The sequence below is a fragment of the Acetivibrio cellulolyticus CD2 genome, assembly GCF_000179595.2.
GTDB classification, from domain to species: Bacteria; Bacillota; Clostridia; order Acetivibrionales; family Acetivibrionaceae; genus Acetivibrio; species Acetivibrio cellulolyticus.
On the sequence record NZ_JH556659.1, the window covers coordinates 1,346,831 to 1,349,091 of the forward strand.

The window sequence follows — 2,261 nt, forward strand, 5'->3', positions numbered from 1 at the left end:
GAGTTGAGTAAGTTTACAAGTGCTTGAGCCGTGTGAGGGGAAACTTTCACGCACGGTTCTTAGGGGGGAAGGAGGCTGTAAAGTCTCTAACCTACCCGACTTAGGTGAAATCCACTGCGATTTGCAACTACTGTGAGGTTTAATCTTTATTGTTTAAGCATGTACCTGATGATGGAAAGATTTTTTTGATTTTATTAGAGGTCAGGCTAGGGTATCATCTTAAAGTTTGGTGAGATTGATTTTGACATACTTGAAAGTTATTGAGATTATAAGAGATTCTAAATAATTAAGCATTGATGATGATTATTATTGATTATATTACTTAGTGCATTTTGAAAAACATAGCTCACATTAGGTTTAGAACAGGTTAAAGGATTTATGATTTATTTATTTTTGTTGAATATTGTAGACTGTGCTAAAGATATAAGTAAGGTAAAGGATTTAAAGAGTTTTAGTATTTGGGGTTTACTGAATGTGAAATCTTGAGGATACAAATTAGAGACATAAGGCCGTTAGAGTAAGTTTGTTTTTGTGGCTATTTGAAGGTAATTTATGTATAATTAAGAAATAGAGTAATTAAGGTTTGTTAGGGAAAGGCTCCGCGGGGCAGTGGACTCCACCTAACAATCCATGACCGTAAAAGTGCGGGTAAGAAAATTCAAGAAGTAAGCCTCTGTAGAGCGAGCATGAAGTGTGCCGCACTACATTCCATCGTCGGGTGACAAGCACCGCCTACGAAGAAAATCTCTGCGGGTCCGACTCTGGAACGTCGGTCATGGGAGACGTTATTTGAAATGGGAGGCAGTTACCTCGACATCGTGTCTCGGATTTGTATAAGTTGAGCTCTGTAGATATTTTATATTATGTTTGAGTTATAATGTGAATTTTTTGAAAGGGTAATATGGTATGGAAATCAAAGATTTAACTTTATATGGTAGAATGATATATGGAATAAGTTGTTTTATAAAACTGTGGGATATATATTGCAGCAAAGAAAAATGCAATGAGATAAAATTTATATTAAATAAACTATGTACATTTACTAGCACGGATAATCTAAGTGAATGGGAGAATGATACTTTACCTTTTACTCCTGCATGCATCTTTGAAGCTGTTAATGAATCGGGTAAGTTTATATGCTCACCAGAAATATGCTCTAAACGTAGATTTAAACACGAAATATGCGAATTTGCCAAAGATTGTAACCATGTAAAAAATAAGAAAAGAAATAATGAAGAACAAAAAATGTTTTTATTCTATCAAAATATTGATGATGACTATTTAAATATTTTAGATATCTTATTTAATGTCGGAGCAAGCGAATTGTACGGGACACCAAGAGATATGAAAGAAACTGAAATGTTTCTTTCTAACATAATTGATATACTAAAAAAACATGATGTTGATGCTCCAGATATTAATGGGTTTAAAGAATATACTTTGAATAACCCTAAAAAGACTATGGACTATTTTGGAGTGAAAATAGACTCTACTAAATTATTGGATTTGATATGAGTAAAGCTCCGGAGAGTTTAAGGGCCAAACGTCCTGTTTGGCTCTGAATCACGGGGCCTCCCACTACAAATAACAAAAGATTCACGCAAGGGCTCGAAAGAAGAGCATGTAGCAGTCCTCTGTAGCATGAACATGAAGAAGGACTCGCCACATTCCTTCACCGGGCGGGCAAGCCGCCGCCAAAGAAGAAGGGCTCTGCGGGTCCGGTTCAGGAACGTCGTGAATCAAAAACGTTCTCTGAAATGCGGCGGAAGGTTGCTACCACGGCCATCCATGGCCGCTAAGCAGAACTTTGGAGTAAGATTGTTAAGTTAATAAGATACGCTTTTAGACAAGGTTTTAATAAATTTTGTATCATATAGTACAAAGAAATTATATACCTTATTGAGGTGAAACATGGATAATAAGCCCCCAAAAGCTGAGAAGGTCGGTAATACAATTAAACGCATTCTAGGAGAGACTCTTGAAAAGAACGGATTTGAGAAAGTTTCAAATCTTGAATGGATAAGAATTGATAATAATAAAGAAAAAATTGAATTCGATAAATCACCTATTGCTGGAATTGTACGGGCATGTTTATATAAAAATTGGCAGCAACCTTTTTTAAGAGGAAAAGCTTACAATGATTATATGTCAAGAAACATTAAAAGTGAAGGTATATTTCGGAAATTTAATGGTGTAGCAGCTATTCAAATAGAGTACCTTGATTTAAATGGGAAAATAATTAGGGATTATTGTAACAAAGA

2 protein-coding genes are annotated in these 2,261 nt (G+C 35.2%); both read left to right on the forward strand.

All coding sequences use genetic code 11. The features are described 5' to 3' along the window. Positions 1 to 906: 906 nt before the first annotated feature. A complete protein-coding gene (locus ACECE_RS0225950) occupies positions 907 to 1,515 on the forward strand; it encodes a hypothetical protein (protein ID WP_010252797.1) in 609 nt (202 codons plus the stop codon). A gap of 396 nt (positions 1,516 to 1,911) precedes the next feature. After that, positions 1,912 to 2,261, forward strand: a 350-nt coding sequence (locus tag ACECE_RS0225955) for a hypothetical protein (RefSeq protein ID WP_010252798.1), incomplete at its 3' end; no start/stop codon positions are given.

Coding starts and splice junctions, on each gene's coding strand:
- ACECE_RS0225950 (WP_010252797.1), top strand. CDS start 907: ATGGAAATCAAAGATTTAACTTTATATGGTAGAATGATATATGGAATA.